Origin of the sequence: Metaclostridioides mangenotii (genome assembly GCF_018917235.1) — a bacterium.
Lineage (GTDB): Bacteria > Bacillota > Clostridia > Peptostreptococcales > Peptostreptococcaceae > Metaclostridioides.
Genome location: NZ_JAHLOF010000002.1, coordinates 41,207 through 59,913 on the forward strand (window position 1 = coordinate 41,207; position 18,707 = coordinate 59,913).

Annotated in this window: 15 protein-coding genes; all 15 read right to left on the bottom strand. The window is 31.4% G+C overall.

Annotated features, from left to right (window positions below):
• Nucleotides 1–75 precede the first annotated feature (75 nt).
• The 15 genes from KQI18_RS03515 to KQI18_RS03585 all read right to left on the bottom strand — a co-directional run bounded on the left by KQI18_RS03515 (nucleotide 76) and on the right by KQI18_RS03585 (nucleotide 18,681).
• Complete coding sequence (locus KQI18_RS03515) at nucleotides 76–1,173, bottom strand: glycosyltransferase family 4 protein (RefSeq protein WP_216466290.1); 1,098 nt, start codon at nucleotides 1,171–1,173, stop codon at nucleotides 76–78.
• Nucleotides 1,174–1,178: 5 nt separating this feature from the next.
• Nucleotides 1,179–2,477: a UDP-glucose dehydrogenase family protein gene (locus KQI18_RS03520; RefSeq protein WP_216466291.1), complete on the bottom strand. Its 1,299-nt coding sequence runs from the start codon at nucleotides 2,475–2,477 to the stop codon at nucleotides 1,179–1,181.
• A 170-nt stretch (nucleotides 2,478–2,647) separates the two neighbouring features.
• Nucleotides 2,648–3,400: a glycosyltransferase family 2 protein gene (locus KQI18_RS03525; protein WP_216466292.1), complete on the bottom strand. Its 753-nt coding sequence runs from the start codon at nucleotides 3,398–3,400 to the stop codon at nucleotides 2,648–2,650.
• Nucleotides 3,401–3,446: 46 nt separating this feature from the next.
• Nucleotides 3,447–4,355: a glycosyltransferase family 2 protein gene (locus KQI18_RS03530; RefSeq protein WP_216466293.1), complete on the bottom strand. Its 909-nt coding sequence runs from the start codon at nucleotides 4,353–4,355 to the stop codon at nucleotides 3,447–3,449.
• 20 nt (nucleotides 4,356–4,375) lie between these two features.
• Entirely contained in the window at nucleotides 4,376–5,125 is a 750-nt protein-coding gene (locus tag KQI18_RS03535) for a glycosyltransferase family 2 protein (RefSeq protein WP_216466294.1), read from the bottom strand.
• 25 nt (nucleotides 5,126–5,150) lie between these two features.
• On the bottom strand, nucleotides 5,151–6,329 hold the full coding sequence (locus KQI18_RS03540) for a CDP-glycerol glycerophosphotransferase family protein (protein ID WP_216466295.1): 1,179 nt from the start codon (nucleotides 6,327–6,329) through the stop codon (nucleotides 5,151–5,153).
• Nucleotides 6,330–6,343: 14 nt separating this feature from the next.
• Nucleotides 6,344–7,183: a glycosyltransferase family 2 protein gene (locus KQI18_RS03545; protein WP_216466296.1), complete on the bottom strand. Its 840-nt coding sequence runs from the start codon at nucleotides 7,181–7,183 to the stop codon at nucleotides 6,344–6,346.
• Nucleotides 7,184–7,446: 263 nt separating this feature from the next.
• On the bottom strand, nucleotides 7,447–8,604 hold the full coding sequence (locus tag KQI18_RS03550) for a polysaccharide polymerase (protein WP_216466297.1): 1,158 nt from the start codon (nucleotides 8,602–8,604) through the stop codon (nucleotides 7,447–7,449).
• 14 nt (nucleotides 8,605–8,618) lie between these two features.
• A complete protein-coding gene (locus tag KQI18_RS03555; RefSeq protein WP_216466298.1) occupies nucleotides 8,619–9,692 on the bottom strand; it encodes a mannose-1-phosphate guanylyltransferase/mannose-6-phosphate isomerase in 1,074 nt (357 codons plus the stop codon).
• A 25-nt stretch (nucleotides 9,693–9,717) separates the two neighbouring features.
• Nucleotides 9,718–11,424, bottom strand: coding sequence for a phospho-sugar mutase (locus KQI18_RS03560; RefSeq protein WP_216466299.1), 1,707 nt, complete (start codon nucleotides 11,422–11,424; stop codon nucleotides 9,718–9,720).
• A 15-nt stretch (nucleotides 11,425–11,439) separates the two neighbouring features.
• Nucleotides 11,440–12,999: a murein biosynthesis integral membrane protein MurJ gene (gene murJ, locus KQI18_RS03565; RefSeq protein WP_216466300.1), complete on the bottom strand. Its 1,560-nt coding sequence runs from the start codon at nucleotides 12,997–12,999 to the stop codon at nucleotides 11,440–11,442.
• A 91-nt stretch (nucleotides 13,000–13,090) separates the two neighbouring features.
• Entirely contained in the window at nucleotides 13,091–14,146 is a 1,056-nt protein-coding gene (locus tag KQI18_RS03570) for a cell wall-binding repeat-containing protein (RefSeq protein ID WP_216466301.1), read from the bottom strand.
• Nucleotides 14,147–14,241: 95 nt separating this feature from the next.
• Nucleotides 14,242–14,928 carry a sugar transferase gene (locus KQI18_RS03575; RefSeq protein WP_216466302.1) on the bottom strand — a complete coding sequence of 229 codons (687 nt, stop codon included), beginning with the start codon at nucleotides 14,926–14,928 and terminating at the stop codon, nucleotides 14,242–14,244.
• A 241-nt stretch (nucleotides 14,929–15,169) separates the two neighbouring features.
• A complete protein-coding gene (locus tag KQI18_RS03580; RefSeq protein WP_216466303.1) occupies nucleotides 15,170–17,197 on the bottom strand; it encodes an N-acetylmuramoyl-L-alanine amidase in 2,028 nt (675 codons plus the stop codon).
• A gap of 182 nt (nucleotides 17,198–17,379) precedes the next feature.
• Nucleotides 17,380–18,681, bottom strand: a complete 1,302-nt coding sequence (locus KQI18_RS03585) for an acyltransferase family protein (RefSeq protein WP_216466304.1) — start codon at nucleotides 18,679–18,681, stop codon at nucleotides 17,380–17,382.
• Nucleotides 18,682–18,707 lie beyond the last annotated feature (26 nt).

Sequence of the window (18,707 nt, forward strand, 5' to 3'; positions counted from 1 at the left end):
CTAATTTCTAACTAAATACTTTTAATTGAACAATAAAAGCTATACTAATTATAGCATAGCTTACAAAATACATTATTATTTTTTGTTATTATTTTTATCTAATATATTTTCATATATTTTTCCGATATCTGTAAAGTTAGAATTGACTTCGTAATTTTCTCCTACAAACAGTCTACCTGCCTTACCCATATTTAATCTAAGTTCATCGTCTTCCATAATTTTTATGATTGCGTTTTTTAATCCTTCAGGATCTTTTGGTTCTACTATTAAACCTGTTTTTCCATTATCTAATGACTCTGGATGCCCACCAACGTTAGTAACAATAACAGGTACTTCACAGGCCTCAGATTCTATAGCGGCAACTCCAAATCCTTCCCTAAGTGATGGGAATACAGTTACATCAAATGAATTAAAAGTCTCAGCTACGTTTTCAGGATTGATTCTTCCTAAAAATATTACGTCTTTTTCAACTCCAAGCTCTCTAGCCAAAGATTCTAAATTTTCTTTTTGAGTCCCAGAACCACCTATTTTAAGAGTCATCTTTTTACCTTTGTACTCGTCTTTAATATATTTAAAAGCTTTAATAAGATACTCAATACCGTATTTTTTTTCTAAACTTTTTATAATTCCAATTGTAAAACCTTCACTTTTTTCAACTTCAATAGGTTTAAATTTATCCATATCAACACCGAAAAAAGTCACATCTACATGTTTATTCGTATATTTATTGGCTTCTTTAGCCATATCTCTACTATTTGAAAAAATATAATCGGCTTTTCTAAAATTATGCTTTATTATTTGCTTTTGTAAAAATCCATTGTTAGGGAAGTCATAAATGTCTGTACCCCATACAGAAACTATAAATGGATGATATCCAACTAAACTACCTATTAGACCGTAGCTACTAGCGTATTGCGCATGCAAAATATCCGGTTTTATTTGATTTACAAGTCTCTTCACTTCTTTTACATACCCTAGATACCCAGTTTTCTTAAATGCACTCTCATTCTTTACTTCTTCTACGTTAGATCCCAAATCGTGTATTTCAACACCATCCATATGTCCACCGTTTAGAGATATGACATGTATTTTGTATCCTCTATCTTTAAAAAAACTGCAATACTTTAGCGTATGCGGATTAGATCCATCAGCTAAATAACAAATAGTCTTCATAATAACTACCTTCCTATAGAATAATATTCTATTCCTGCATTTTTCATGTCCTCTTGATTATAACAGTTTCTACCATCTAAAACCAACGGTCTTTTCATAAGCTCTTTGTACTTGTTTATATCGTAATTTACTACCTCTTTCCACTCCGTCATAATAAAACATATCTCAGCGTCTTTTATGGCTTCGTCTATAGATGTAGAGTAATTTATAGAATCTCCAAATATCTTCTTTGAATTTTCAATACCTACTGTATCAAAAGCCGTAACGTCTGCTTCTCTTTCAAGTAGATACTGTATATTTACTATGGATGGAGCTTCTCTTACATCATCAGTCTCAGGTTTATATGTAAGTCCTAATACCGCTACTTTTATTCCTTTAAAGCTCTCTACTAGCTTGCATGCTTTTTTTACGAGCTTTAGTTTTTGACTTTCATTTACTTCAATAGCCGCCTTTACAGTTTTTAACTCATGACCATTGTGTTCAGCTAACCAATGAAGTGCCTTTGTATCTTTTGGAAAACATGACCCCCCATATCCAATACCGGCTTTTAAAAATTTACTTCCTATTCTATCATCGTAACTCATGCCAAGAGCAACATCTTCTACATTTGCTCCGACAACCTCGCATAGGTTAGCAATGTCATTCATAAAAGATATTTTCAAAGCTAAAAAGTCATTTGAGGCATACTTTATCATCTCGGCACTATTTCTGTTTGTTACTATAATAGGTTGATCAAACTTTTTGTAGATACTCTCTAAAGTCTCTCTCGCCCAATCACTCTCAACACCAAGCACTATTCTCGAGGCATGTAACATATCTCTAACTGCAGTACCTTGGGATAAGAACTCAGGATTTGACGCTAATTCCACTTTTATATTTTTGTTTTTTAAATTCTTCTTTATATACACTTCTATTTCTTCATTAGTTCCCATCGGAACAGTTGATTTAATTACTACTAACACATCATTTTCTACAGTTTCTGCTATCTGTTTTGCAACCGTCTTAATGTAATCTAAATTAGGAGAACCGTCACTTCTCTCTGGAGTACCAACAGCAATTATAATTAAATTGGCATCTTCATAGGCACTCTTGTAATCCGTAGTGTAATCGATTCTTCCAGCTTTGTAATTTTTAACCATAAGCTTTTCCAAATCTTTTTCGTATATAGGGGAATGCCCTTTCTTCATATTCTCTATTTTATTCTCATCTACATCTACACAGACAATATTTTCGTTGCCAACCTCAGCTAAACATACACCTGTAACCAATCCAACATATCCAGTTCCAGCAATAGCTATTTTCATTGTGCTTTCCTCCGACTTCTTAAAACTTAAACGCTGTTCTTTAATGTAACTTCTCATTTACTTATTTGTCTCTCAACAAAATATATATCAACATTTTATTATATTAAACTACTTATATGAAATTTTTGAGAATTATATTAAAATTTAAAACTTTATTTGTTTAAAATTTTTCAAACTCTCTTTTTTATTGCATTGTACACATAGAAGCAGAATACGTACATACTCTTAGGTAGACTGAGTTTTTCTATATTTCTATAAGTGTTCCAAGTTCTTTTTAATGCTTTAAATTTATTACTAGATATAGAATTCCCTACTAATCTATAGTAAACTAAATCTTCGTAAATTCCATAAGCGTATTTTTCTTTTTTTAGAAGTTGCAGCCAAGTTGCCGTATCTTGGCCCCTCCTAACTAAAGGCATTTCAAAATCACCTAAGATATTTCTGTCTATTACAACAGTAGAACATCCAATAATTGTGTTTTTTAACAATCCGCCGTAATCTATTTTTTCTGGCGATCTCGCCACTTTATTAGTTTTTGTACCGTCTTCTTTCATATATCTATACGATGTAAATGTGAATCCAATATTCTCTTTAAGCATAAGACCGACCTGTTTTTCTAGCTTCCTGCTATTCCACAAATCGTCGCTATCTACAAACGCTACAAATCTTCCCTCGGCACATCTGAGACCTTTGTTTCTGGAAACTGCAGCCCCTGAATTTCTCTTAAGCTTAATGTACTTAATTCTCGAGTCATGCTCCTGATATTCCCTGATAATATTACTTGAATTATCCGTAGAACAATCATCTATCAATAAAAGCTGCCAATTTTTGTACGTTTGGTTTTGGATTGACTCTATCGTCTCTGATAAAAACTGCTCTGAATTATATACAGGAGTAATTATCGATACTAAAGGTTCATTCATAATTTTCTCTCCTTATATAGCAACTGGCGTAACTATAACCATTAAACTATTCCCACACTAGTTTTCTTTGACCCCAATACTTGTAGAAACCGAGAGGAAACATTATTATATACATAAATTTATTGAAAACCCCATCTATCTCTTTAAAGTGATTACTTCCAGAAAGAAGTGAATATCTAGCTAAGTTGATATAGTTTTTAATCCACATATACGGATACTTGTTGATCGGATATGTATTTTGGTTTGTTAAAATTAAAAACTCCAGAGCCCTACCTTTTAATGATCTCTTTCTGAACATATTTTTAGTTAACCCATCTTCTAAGTAGTCGCTCTTTCTTAAAATCTTATTAACACACTTTATCTTGTAGTATTTAGACATTTCAAACCACACGACACTCTCTGGCAAGAAGTTTATACCTTCTTTTTCTGGGAACGGAAACTGTTTAAGTATCTCCGTAACAAATATAATCGTCTTGTCACCTTTTACTCCGTACTTGAAGAATAGATCTGCAAATGGACAATCTTTCACTCTATCTGGCATCTTGGTTCCTATAACTTCTCCATTTGGGTAAGCACATAGCCCAATAACACCGTTAAATCCATCTTTATTTTCTATTAAGTCCCATTCATCCTTTACTATTTCTAGTGCATCTTTAACAATTTCATCATCGCTATCAAGTACAAAGAACAGTTCTCCCTTTGCATGATTTGTTGCAACATTAATGGCTGAATGTTTACCGCCGTTTTCTTTATATACATAATTAATATTTAATATGTCTTCTGATATAAACTTTTCTACTAATTCTTTAGTATTGTCTTCACTGCCATCATCTATTATTAGCCATTCAAACATATCTAGAGGCAACGTCTGTGACTTCAAACCGTTATATACATTTTCAAGCAAATAAGCTCTATTGTATGTAGCAGTAAAAACAGTGATTTTATATTTATGCATTTATAAGCCTTCCTCTCTTGCTAACTTTTTCTTATACCGTTTATTCCATAGTTTATGAAATAGTATATAGCTACTGGTAGAGGTATCTTTTCAACATTTCTATATATATTCCACGTCCATTTGGCTGCTTTTATTTTGTTACCACTAAGTGAAGTGCTCGATTTTCTGTATAGAGCTAAAACTTCATCTATCCCATAGGCTATATATCCTTTTTTAAGTATAGATAACCATAACACATAATCCTCATGTGGCACGCCACTCATCTTTATTTCAAAATCTATCTTCGTCTTATCAATTACTACAGTAAGGCATCCCATAACATTTCCCTTTAATAACTTTTTGTAGTCAACTGTCTTAGGAATTCTAATGGCTTTATTCAGCTTGTTAGTGTTCTCATCCATAAGTTCATAAGCTGTAAAAGTTATAGCAGAGTTGCTTTCTTTCATAAAAGCTATTTGCTTTTCTAGTTTGCTACTTTCCCATTGATCATCACTATCGAGAAAAGCAATGAACTGCCCAGATGCATTTTCTAATGCCACATTTCTAGCATGTGACACCCCTTGATTAGTCTCTGTCCTTATATACTTAATCCTAGAATCATTTTGAATATAAGACTTTACAATATTAGAGCAATTATCAGTCGAGCAATCGTCGATAATTAACATTTCCCACTCTTGATAAGTTTGGCTTAATACCGAATTTATAGTTCCTTCAATAAATTTTTCAGAATTATACATGGGAGTAATTATAGATACTAAATTCTTATTCATATTACCTTCCTCGCCATTTTTCAAATTATTTGTTTAACTTACTCAATATGCAATTATATATTCTCTCACAATTTTTATTGTCATTGTATCTGAAAAACTTGTTTCTTTCATTTTTTTGATTATCCATAACCTGAAAATCATTATTAATGATAGCAATAAGTTTTTCTACGGCTTCACTACTATTATACGACAAATATCCAAACATTTCACTTCTTAAATCTATATAAGAATCAACCTTCTCTATATACTCATCCACATCGAATTGATAAAATAGTATTGGTCTATTCATATATAAGAAGTCTATTGCTACACTTGAGTAATCTGTAATATTTGCAGCTGAAGATCTTATTTCATCTGCTAAGGTAACACCTTTATCTAAAAATACTATTCTTTCCCCTGTAATATTTTCTTTTATATCATCTATAAATTCATGCATTAGATGGTGTAGGTAAAATTTGATATTTACATCTTTTTCATCTAATACTTTATTTAGTCTCTCATCGTTTAATAGATTCATTATATTTTTAAAATAACTCGTCTCTGTAAACTTACCCGAATTAAACTTTATCCAATCACGCCACGTAGGGCTGTAAAGAATATCCCTAGTTTTAGGGGCTTCATTTGTCGGTAAATTGTCGTATCTTGCATTCCCCACAATACAAACAGACTCTTCACTCATTCCCCATTCATCAATCATAACTTTTTGTTCAAATTCAGAACTTGCAGTGCAGATATCATAACTTTTAAGAAGGTTGTCAATTATATCCTTAAACCTTGAATCCATAGCTTTTCTTTTCTTAAAACTGATTGTTCCGTGGTTTAAGTATACTTTAACAACTTTATTATGAAAACTTTTTAGCATAGGCACTACAAAGTTGTAAGGTGCTATATCTGCAGATGGAGCATGAGAAAATATTATTACTTTTGAATTGTAATAATACAAGTAATTTTCTACACTTCCCTTAATTAACTTTTTCCCTGGTATTTTTTCTTTAACACTACTATCTTTACATACCACCCAGTAAGCTTCTACGTCCTTATGGTTTTCTAGTATATATTCATAAAAAAACTTTGAGTTATCGTTATAAATATCGCCTGAATGACCACCTATAAGCCATATATTCCTATTTTTAAACTTACTTTTGTTAAAAGGGTAAATAATAAAAGCAATAATCATATTTACCAAAAACTTTACTTTTTCCATAAACACCATCCTCATTATAACTTGTACTGTCTAAATCCACTTATTCTACCTTTAATGGTAGCACTATGATAATCTCTATTCGAACTTAGGATAAGCCCCCCTATATTTCTAGTAAGTTTAGACAACATAACTTTAATAAACTTACGGTTTTTTCTATAAACGATCTCTTTTTTACAAAGGGCCCCAAATCCTCTGCCATAGTTATAATCTCTTTTAAACTTCTCTTTAGATTTAGAGTGTTTCTTAGCTGGATGGTATACTATATTATCACTAAAGTATTTTCCCCTAAATCCTCTGTTAAGCAAATCAAGTATATAATCGATTTCTTCTCCAGATCCAAACTCTCCACCTACACCTAACTTTTCATCAAAAAGTGTATAGTTTTTATCCTCAAAATTCACAAAGAAAGTAATAGATGTAATAGTATCAAGTACATTTGTGCTTGTTATGTCACATACTCCATCAGCCATTTTTTTAAATGCATCAACTTTATTTTTATCCATTGTCTTACAACTAAAAATTTTATACTCTCTATTATTTTCAAAAAAATCTACAACTGTCTGAAGAATATTTGATTCGTACTCGCAGTCGTCATCTGGAAAAGCTATAATTTGCCCTTTAGCGTTTTCAATCCCAATATTTCTGTTGTAACTTAGACCTTTTTTATAGCTTTTAATATATTTAATATCTATTTTTTCTGTATAATTTTCAACAATAGATTTAACCTTATCACATTCATTTTGATCCACAACTATAAGCTCAAAATTTTTATAAGTTTGATTTTCCAAACTTTTCAAAAGTAAATCTATTTCATCAAACCTATTCAAAGTAGGCATTATTAATGATATAAACATTTTCTCCTCCCAAATTTTCAAATGTCAAACTTAAATAACCATATTTCATTACTTATTGCAATAAAAATATAAAATACTTTTAGTTTATTATAAAAGTATTATAATTTTTAAGTCTAAAAATATTTTATACTTTTACTTCCTTTATTTCTACACTAAAGTAGAGATTAAATCAACAAAATTGATCGATATATCGGACACGACATCCTGTTTAGTAAAAAACCGCATACTAAATCCAATAAATCGATCAATTTTATGGCAAATTACTATTTTCTTTTTAGCATTTCTTTAAATGTAAATCTTCCTTTATCATCGTTTATTACATATTTAATAAGAATTACAATTGTAAAATTATAACCAACTTCAAGAAGTATATTTTCTGCAAATGCGTATATTAAGAAAATCATTACTACTGCTATGTATTTCTTTTGATCATTTTCTATAAATATACTTAAACCTCTATAAAGTAGGAATAGGAAAAATACTAATGTGACTATTCCAAGTAAAGAAAGAATGTAAATGTATGAACTATCCAGTGGATGAGCTACTGTAACCATTTCATCATATTTATTACCGAATAGCGAAAACATTGAACCGTATTCTACTAAGTAAGCATGCCAGTGAAGAGGCCTAGATGCTAAAACTTTATTAAAAATAGTAATATTTGATAAAACAGTTCCAACGACTATAGATATCCCTAAAAATAGGATTGGAAGTATCTTTATACCAAATGAAATAATCGGCAGTTTTTTTAAATCTACGGCTCTAAGTATATCTACAAAGATCAAAGCACCTATTACTGTTAATGCACCCGTTCTACTCATAGTTTGTAAGTATATATATACAGTCATTACTATAAGTAATATTCTATCATACATATTGTATTTATCAAATCTAAGGAATATATATGCTGCATATATTGGCAGTGTTAATAGAAATACTGAGTTTGGATTTCCATATCCAAAAGTCTCTCTTATTACATAAGATCCACCAACAAGTCTGTAGTGAGACTCTTCAACTTGAGTAATAAATGGTAAAAAGTTTGACATCATCATACAAATAATTATAAATGCTAAACTCAAAAGGAAATAACTCTTAACAACGTATTTATCTTCTATATCCCTTATACTTATAGCTAAAAGTATTAATACTAAAATCGAACCTTCTCTAGTAAATACATACAAAGCGCAAGATATTAGAAATAGTGCTATCTCCGTTTTATTGTGGTCTTTCCTCATAATAAATTGAATAAAAAGCAATACAATTGATCCATAAAATAGAAAGGGCACAATTTTTAAAGCATTTGAATCCGATTTAAGAATTGTAATCATATACTTTCTTAAAAGTATTATGAATAGAGTCAGAGTATAAAGTCCTTTATTTATTATTAAGTTTTTATTATTTTGTAAACTATTTGCTCTCACTAAAACCTCTCCTCTTACATATATTCATGTCTATTATTTTCTTTTAATTGATTGACTATCTCCTTGACATCTTGTGCCATATCTTTTCTACATACCATTACAGCATCGTTAGTAGAAACAACTATCAAATCATTTAATCCTATCGTTGTTATAAGCTTATCATCAGAATAAATTATCGAGTTGCTGGTATTTATAGTGATGTTATCACCTCTTTTGATATTACCTTCTTCATCAGTGGGATATATAGAACCAAGCGAATCCCAAGATCCTACATCACTCCAGCCAAAATCTCCCGGAACTACTGCAACGTCATTGCTTCTTTCCATAATACCATAATCTATTGAGATGGATGGTATAGTAGGGTAAATTTCTTTGATTTTTATCTCTTCATCTTTAGTTCCTAAGTATTCAGAGATTTCTTCAAGTTTTTCGTAAACTTTCGGAAGGTATCTTTTAAAATCCTCAAGTATTTTAGATACTCTCCATACAAACATCCCACTGTTCCATACATATTTTTTGGAGTCTACATATTCTTTTGCCTTTTCAAAATTTGGTTTTTCAACAAATTCACAGACTTCAAACGCACTCTCCCCAACTATTTCATCTCTATCAAAGTTTATATATCCATAACCTGTAGACGGAAAAGTAGGATTAATTCCTATTGTTACCAGTTTATCATTGTTTGCAGCAACATTAATTGCTTTTACTAAAACTTTATTGAACTCTTCTTCATCTTTAATATAGTGATCTGCCGGATAAACACACATAACTCCATCACCATATTTTTTCATTATATTAAACGCCGCAAAGCCGACTGCTGCTGCCGTGTTTCTAGCAGATGGCTCAAGTAAAATATTATCACATATACATTTATTTTTTACTATATTTTTCAAAGCACCTACTTGTCTCTCATTAGTGACTATGAATAAGTTTTTCTTTGGAGCTAGGTTTTCAATTCTCTTTATAGTTTCGTTAATAAGAGCATCTTGCCCACTTAGATTAATAAGTTGCTTTGGTACCTCTTGTCTGCTCAGTGGCCAAAAACGAGTTCCGCCTCCACCAGCCATTATGACATTGTATATTTTCATCTACACTCTCTCCTCACCACTACAACTATATAGCATTTACTATATCCAGTACATGTTCTACCAATTTTTTAAGTTTGTCTTCTGTCTTAGTTTCATCATCAGAGTTTACACCAAAATAAAACTTAATCTTTGGCTCTGTCCCAGAAGGTCTAATCGCTACCCAAGATCCATCCTCTAATATATATTTTAACACATTAGATTTTGGAAGATCATCAATTCCTTTATCGTAGTCGTTTAGTTTATCAATTTTTATATCTGCTAAAGACTTTAATTTTGAATTTCTAAAAAATTCCATTATATCTTTAATCTTTTCTACACCTTCAATTCCTTTAAGTGTAAAAGATTTTAGATCTTCTTTATAGTGTCCAAACTTATTATATGTATCTAAAAGTGCATCGTATAAACTCATACCCTTTGATAAATAATAGGCAGTCATTTCACTAATCATCATAGAAGCCACTACTGCATCTTTATCTCTTGCATGTGTACCTATAAGATATCCGTAACTCTCCTCATATCCCATTATAAATGTTCTATCTTTATTAGCTTCAAATTCATTAATCTTTTCACCTATAAATTTAAATCCTGTTAGTGTGTTTATACATTCAACTCCATAGTGGTTTGCTATTTTAGCGCCTAGCTCTGAAGTTACTATGGTTTTGATTATTGTAGGATTATTTGTATCTAGCTTCTTCTCTGATACAAGCCCTTCTATTATATACCTAACAAGTAAAGATCCTGTTTGGTTTCCATTTAAAACTACATACTCTCCACTTGTATCTTTTACTACAACTCCAACTCTATCACAATCTGGATCTGTTCCAATAATCAAATCAGCCCCATCTTTTTTAGCCATCTTTATCGCAATATCAAATGCAGATCTCTCCTCTGGGTTTGGATATTTTACTGTAGAGAAGCTTGGATCTGGAAGTTCTTGTTCCTTAACTACATCGACTTTTTTGAATCCAACTTCATTTAATACAGCTCTTACTGGCTTATTACCCGTCCCGTGGATTGGAGTATAGATAACTTTTAATTTTTCGCTGTACTCATTTATTATATCTTGTCTCAATACTTGTTTCTTAACTGCATCTAAAAATGCCTTATCTACTTCGTCTCCAAGCACAACTATCGAACCATTTTTTATTGAAGCACGAAAATCTACAGTATGAATTTCACTGTAGTCATCAATTTTTTTAACTTCTGATATAATCTCATTAGCTACATCAAGGCACACTTGTCCTCCATTGCTATCGTACACTTTATATCCATTGTACTCTTTTGGGTTATGACTTGCCGTTATCACTACCCCCATTACACAATTTAAATGTCTAACAGAAAAAGATAACTGTGGTGTAGATCTTAAATCATCGAATAAATAAGCCTTTACTCCATAAGCTGCAAGTGTAGTGGCAACTTCTATTGAGAATTCCTTTGACATAAATCTACAGTCGTGAGCAATCACAACTCCTCTATCTTTCCCTTTATCACCGTACGTTTTAAGGATATAATTAAGAACCCCAAGAGTGGCACGTCTAACAGTATAAATATTCATTCTGTTAGTTCCCGCACCGATTACCCCTCTAAGTCCACCTGTACCAAACTCAAGATCTTTATAGAATCTATCTTCTATCTCTTTATCATCGTTTTTAATTGAATTTAACTCATTTTTGGTTTGTATATCTATAAAAGGAGAATTGATCCACTCCTCATATTTTGCTTTGTAGTTCATCATATCATCCTTTCATTATCTTCTAAGTAATTTGTTTTTACCCTTTTTAACAATATCAAATACTAGTTCAATTTCTTCAACCTTCATAAGTGTAATCAGTATTAGGTATAAAATCGCACCTGACACAGAAGCTGCACTGACTGCTAAGATATCTTTTAATAAACCTGTCCCTAAAACAATAGCTAGCTCTTTATATATAAACCAAGCAACTGCCCCCATAATAAGTGAAGCAATTAAACTTTTAAGTCCTGTCTTTACTATCCTACTTCCACCAAAATGACCTTTCTTTCTTTTAAGAGAGAAAAATAAAAGACTTGCTGTGATTATTGATGAAATACTCGTTGATAATGCAAGTCCTGCATGACCAAGAGGTTTAATCAAAATAAGATTTAACACAATATTTATTGTAAGTGCAATACTACTGTTTATCATAGGCGTTTTCGTGTCTGTCATAGAGTAAAATACTCTATAAAGTACATCTCTAATACCACAAGCTAAAAGCCCCAATGAAAACAATTGAAGAGCTATAGTTGTAAGTTGAGTTGAAGTTGCATCAAACTTACCACGTTCAAAAAGAATTCTAACTATTGGCTCTGCAAGAATAATAAATCCTATAGATATTGGCAGTACTAACAATATAACACAGTTCGATGATTTAACTATTGTACTTATAAATCCTTCTTCATTATCATCATTTGTAAGTTTAGCTAGTTTTGGATAAATAACTGTTATTATAGATGTAACAAATAAAGCTAAAACGAAATCATTCAATTTACTCGCATAGTTTAAAGCTGCCAGTCTACCATCACTAAGTGTTGTAGCTAATAATCTATCTACATAAGTATTTATCTGGCCTATAGAAACACCAAGTAACATTGGCATTACTAATATTCCAAGTTTCTTAATTGATTCGTCTTTTACATTTATATAAGGCTGATATTTATAAGCCATTTTCTTAGCAAATGGAATCTGGAATACCAACTGACTCGCCATTGCTATTAGTGCACCTATTGGCAAAATATAAATATTCTGAGTTGCAGCACTCAATACTATACATGAAATTATTATGATATTATATGGTAAACCAATCAAACTTGGAATTGTAAAACTATCATTCACTTGTAAATAAGATCCTATTATCTTACTTCCACTAATGAACAATACGCCTGATATCATTATCTTTGTAAATATTACTGCGGCTTGAAACTTTTCTGGATTTTTTACAAAACCTGCAGCAAACACTGTTACAAACTGTTCAGTAAATACAAGCCCCAGAATAGCTATTATTATAGCTAAAACATAGCATAGGTTTAGAACATTATTAGTAAACTTGAGTGCACCCTCTTGACCGTGTTTTTCTTTAGTTTCGACGTATAACGGTATATATGTTGTAGCAACCGCAGATCCAATTATGGCAATAATTAATCCTGGAATGTTTAATGTTAGTACAAATACGTCTGCATACATCCCTGTACCATAAAAATTTGCAAAAATCTGCTCTCTAAAAAAACCTAATACTTTAGAAAGCATCGTCGCAATCATAATCCACGCTGCTGCCTTAGCTGTTTTTGACATCTTTACTTCTCCTTATCTAAGTTAAACTCTCAATAGCATCTTCAAACCGTAAATCATATGTATATAAGTTAAAAGAGTCCCTCTCATCTATTTATTTTGTTTCATATTTAATTCCTCTAAATGCAACCAATAATAATAATATTGTTAAAATAGCTGTAGAAACAAAGGCTCTGCTCATAAATACGTTAAGTATGCTATAAGGTCCTACTTCTTCACCTACTTCTATTACTTCGTCTACTTTATTGTTTTTTAAAAACTTTTCTTGTACATAACTAAAATTCTCGTTACATATAAGTATAGGAGTGTTTTCTTTTGCTGCTACTACACCCAGTGAAATATATTCATTAATATCTGCTCTACTACCAAATTCTAAGTTTGCAGTGTATACCTTTTTTATATCCTCATCTTTATAAAATCTGTTAATTAGATCTACATTAGTGTCAGATTTATTAATAACACCTAATAAGTCAAGATTATCAAATCTATTTTCTAGATCAGCAGTAAATTTTTCAGATTCTCCTACTGCATATATTTTTTTGAGATTCTTACCTTCTAAAAAATCCATTACATTATCAAAGTTTTTGTCATCAGCCCAGATAATTGGGTAATTATTCTTAGCTGCATAAGAATATATAGATAGAGCATTTTCAAGACCTGTACTTGAGCTAACAATAAACGCTTTATCAAATCCTTTAGTTCTATAAATCTCTCTAGCCATTTTTAGAGAAGTATCAAATCTATCTTTTCCTCTAATTCTCTCTACGGTCATTCCCATTCTTTCTAAGCTTTTCTCTGCATCCTTAGACACAGATGATAAACCACCAATAATAGTGATGTTCTCTGCTCCGAGTTCTTTTAAATAACTTCTAGTAACACGACCTATATTGCCAGTTTTTGTTACGACTATAGGAGCATTTTTTGCATATGCTAAAGGAGTAGCACCAATACTGTCTATTATTGATTTTTCATTTACAAGAATTACTTCTTTAGATTTTTTAAAGACGCTTTTATTTAAATCCGTAGAAATTTCTTGTACTTTACCATCTATTACTTCTTTGTTAGCTATATCATAAGCATTAATACTTGCTCCCGAAAACATAAAAATCGATAAAGCTATAGATAATGTAGCAGAAAGTTTCTTTATCATAAATTCTCAAATCCTTTTCTAATAGTCTCTTTTTTAGCAATAAAAAAGCCCTTTTTAAAAGAGCTCAATCATTGATTGTAATCTAATATTTAAAATTATCTAGCTCCGTCTCCTGTAAATATTACTTTAACAGTTCTAAGGAGTATTTTAAAATCAAGCAGTACACTCCTATTTTTTATATAGTAGATATCTTCTATAAGTTTTTCTTCAGGAGTAACTTCATACCCGCCATTCACTTGAGCCCATCCTGTTAGTCCTGGTTTTATAGCAAGCCTATTTATAAATCCAGGTATTTCTTCATTGAACTGAGCAGTAAAGTTTGGTCTTTCTGGTCTTGGCCCTATAAGACCCATGTCACCCTTTAAAATGTTGAATAGCTGTGGAATCTCATCAATTCTAGTTTTTCTAATAAATTTCCCAACTTTTGTAATTCTAGGATCATCTTTCTCTGCCCACTGAGCACCGTATTTTTCCGCATCTAATCTCATTGATCTCAATTTATATATATAGAAGCTTTTTCCGTATTTTCCTAGTCTCTCTTGTTTGTAAGTAATTGGTCCTTTGTCCTCTATCTTAATAAGAATTCCAAAAATCAACATTATAGGTATTCCAATTACAAGCCCTACTAAAGATAAGACTACGTCTAGTACTCTTTGATATGCATCAAAAAAAATCGATCCTCTAACCAAGCTGTAGTCAATCTCACTTGTAATCTCTTTATCTGCTCCTGGATAGTTCTGTAATTCAGCTATTTCATAATCTTCATTAATATATCCAGACATCGCTACCTCCATCATTGGAATATTGTTTATATTTTTAACTTATTCATATATTATACTCAAATATCTACACTTTATCAATATAAGAAACACCATTGTAAATAAATTGTTTCTTAAAAAAAATACGTCGTTTGAGGCAAATCACCAATTTCGAGCCTAAAACGACGTATTCCATCTTTATTTATTTAACTTTTTTACCATTTTTTTCTGCAAAACTTTACAATTTATTGATAAATTATTTTTCTTATTTTAAAGTTTTAACTATACCTTTTCCTATTTGATTACCCATAGTTTTAACTTTTGCTGGTGTGTTAAGTTGTCCCATATCTTTTGAACTGTCTATAAATGCACACTCAACAAGAATTGCTGGATAATTGTTGTTTCTAAGAACATATAGATAATCTTTACTTGGATCACTGCTTAAAGCTCTAGTCTTTATACCTCTATTTGTATAGCTAAATTGTTCTAATATGCTGTTTAATATATTTGTAGCAGCTGTTTTTGTAAGTCCGCCATTTTTATCTTTTAGCATATAGAATACCTCAACACCATTTGCTGATGAGTTAAATGAGTTGTAGTGAATACTTGTAAATAAGTCTGGTTTCACTTGATTAGATATTGCAGTTCTCTCTCCTAGAGCCATTGTCTTATCAGTATCTCTAGTCATAACAACATTTATACCTTGACTTCTTAAATATTCAGTAGTAGCTAAAGCAGTATCTAGAGTATAAACTTTTTCTTTATATCCACCACTTACAGCACCTGAATCACTACCACCGTGTCCTGGATCTATAACTACAGTTTTAGCGTCTCCTCCTGGATCTGGAGTTGTATTGTGTTTAGAAAGACTCGTAGCAATTGATTGTATAACACTGTCTCTCATTCCTCCACCTATTTGGTATACTTTATTTGCTTTTTTAGCGTTTAGATTGTCAGTATGATAAGCAGAAACGTAAGTTTTTGGAGTTATAAGTATAGGTGATTTTAATTTAGCTGCTAGAGGGCCTGCTGCGAGAGCATCAACTATTACATCAGATTTAGCAACTAACATCGCGTTGTACTCCTCATCTGGGAAGAAGTAGCTTATAACTTTTGCGTTTGTCTCGTGTCTGTCACTTCCGTGAATTCTATGTTTGTATATATTTTGTGAAGAATTTGAATCGTATGATGGAGTTATCGCCGCCATTTGGTGCATAACATTTGTATCTATACTAGCTTCTCCACCTATAAAGTATGCTGTCTCTAAAGATTCACCCTTTAGCCAGTTTATAGTTTCTGTCGGAATTGCCTCTTTATTCGTAAGTATTATTGGCTGTTTATCTTGTCCTGATTTTGAAGCTATATTTAAAGCATCGTATTCTTGATATCCGTTTGCTATGTAAACTTTTTTAACATCAATAGTTTTATCTAATTCTTTAGCGATCAATAGTGATGTCGCCATTCTATCTTTTCCACCCAAACGTGTTGTCGAAGTTACATTTACTGTTGATTTTATTTCAGATACAACTTTTGCCGATACAGAACCTTCATCACCTATAACTATTATCTTATTTGGATTTAATCTCTTTAATTCTTGCTTAGTGCTACTTGGAAGACTATTTTTGTAAGATAAAAGTATCGGTGCATCATTAGCTGTAGCTAATGGAGTACCCGCTATTCCGTCCGCACTAGCCTCTCCATTAACAATTACTACAGTTTTAGTCCCATTAGGATATGCTTCTTTACTTATAGCAGCTGCTGTATCATATCTTTCAGCACCTGATAATTGTGTTACTGGAGCTGAAGTCTTTTGTGTAAATGCGCGAAGTTCTTTTGGTGAATTCGCATTGCTTATAATAAACTCTTGTGTTACATCGTAGTCGCTAAGTTTAAGACCCATATTTTGAAGATCTTCTTTATTTAAAACCTCAGATTTTTCAGGGTTGTTTATTTTTATACTTTGTAGTTCCCATACGTTTAAGTACTCTGGATCTTTATTGTATTCAATCACACCTTCATATTGTCCAGTCGCACTATTGTAGTTTAGAGTTGCTTCAAGCTCCATATCATAACATAAAAAATTAAGCGTTATGCTGTCAGCATTCGGCTTCTCTTTAAATTTTACACTAGCGTTTGACTTTGTCCCAAGAAGTACACTTTTCTTTTCTAAATTTATATTTAAGTCCGAGTTGTTATTCTCAACTGTACTAGCATTAGCTACTATAGCTACATTTGGTGTCACCATCGCCATAGATAATATTCCGGCTGCAAAAATTTTGTTTAATTTTTTCATAGATCCCCCTCCTAAATTACTCATCTATTTTTAATCTTTTTCCATTATAGCACAATGAATTACAAATTGTAACATTTTTGTAATATATTAAGAATAAAAGTAACAAATTTTTACATTGCTTGTTATTTTTCCCTACATAACTGGATCACAGGAGAGTCTATACAAATATTACCAAAACAGATCTATAACTTAATAACTATATTCCTTTTATATATAAACATCATGATAACCATCCAAAGTATTAAATATCCTATGGAGAAAACTAAAGAATCCCAAGTACTACCTGCCCAAGGTGTTATATAAGTATTAGTGAAGTCACCCGATAAAATTATCTGATTATATGGTGGAATATCAGACGTCACCATTTTATTCCAAAATAAAGTTTGTATACTCTCAAGCAACACATATATAAATATAGGACTGCTTCCAAGGGCTATAATAGGAGTAAATACTTTATTTAAATTGAAAATATCGCAAATCAAATATAATATAGAAAGCAAAACCCCATAATATCCTGCTGTAAGTAGAACAAACGAGCTAGACCACAGCTTCTTATTGTATGGAAAATATTCATTGAACTGTTTTGAAAGTACCAGCATCAGTATACCAAAAGCCAATAGTATAAAGAATTTCTTATACTCTCCTAGCTTTTTATTATTAACAATACATCCCATACTGCACCCTAGCATTCCAGAAGATATAGCTACAATACTTGTCAAAAATCCATCAGGTTCAAAATTAGGATTATATAGATGTCCATCAAAGAAAAACATATCCACCCTTTGCGCTAAACTACCCTCTAATTGGAAGCCATAAGGTTTAGCTACAAAGTAATAACCAACTATTATACATGCTGATATTGCAATCATTGAAGATATTATAAATAAATCCTTCTTTTTAGCTTTTTTCATAAGTAGATAAGTAAAGCTAGTTACCAGATATACTATTGACATTCTTTGAAGAACCCCTAGTATTCTTATAGTGTTTAAATCCTGATCCTTTAAATAGTTTAAAAACAGTCCAATCATAAAAAGCATAACACTTCTTCTTAATATATTTAGAGATATCTTCTGTATAGACTCTTTCTTTTTAAGTCTTCTATCTATCGATACGGGAATAGTAACCCCTAAAGCAATAACAAAGAATGGAAAACCTAAGTCGGCCAAAACATAACCATTCCACTCTACATGTCTAAGTTGAGGATAGATTCTCGCCCAATTCCCCGGGTTATTACATATTATCATTAGCGCTATAGTCAATCCTCTTATAACATCAATTGATTTAATCCTATTTTTTGCACCGCTGTATATACTAGATTTACTTGATTTACCTGATTTTTTACTTTTACCGTATTTGACACTGCTAGAACCTTGATCGTTTAAATCTTCTAATACATCTCTACCATCTACAGATTTACTTGCTTTAGTTAGTGTATCTTTTGATTTTTTCAAAAATAAAGGTTTTAAAATCGCCGTACTGCCCATAAAATCACCGCCATAAATAAGTCTTT